Raw genomic sequence first — 249 nt, 5'->3', positions numbered from 1 at the left:
AATCCGCGCGCATCAGGGCCTGCTGCTGACCAACTGGGGTCAGATCGCCGCCAGTGGCGAACAGCTCGATCTCCCGCCCGCTCAGCAACAATTGGCCAACCCCTATCAGCTCTCCAATACGCTCAGCGCCAGCGCCACCAGCCACAACGCAGAAGCGCTCGAGTCGCGCGTCAATCTCAAGCAGTCCAGTGAAGATGCCCAGGGGCGTTATGGCGCTGAAGACAGTGGCACCACTTTCGATGGCGGCTC

General features: G+C 62.2%; 1 protein-coding gene. It reads left to right on the top strand.

Annotated features, from left to right (window positions below; all coding sequences use genetic code 11):
• On the top strand, nucleotides 1–249 hold a 249-nt coding region (locus tag R2R70_RS22045), incomplete at both ends, for a type VI secretion system Vgr family protein (protein ID WP_410979203.1).

This window comes from Cobetia sp. SIMBA_158 (assembly GCF_046566945.1).
GTDB lineage: Bacteria > Pseudomonadota > Gammaproteobacteria > Pseudomonadales > Halomonadaceae > Cobetia > Cobetia amphilecti.
The sequence above is the reverse complement of the archived record's forward strand: the minus strand, read 5'-3'. Positions and strand labels throughout refer to the sequence as shown.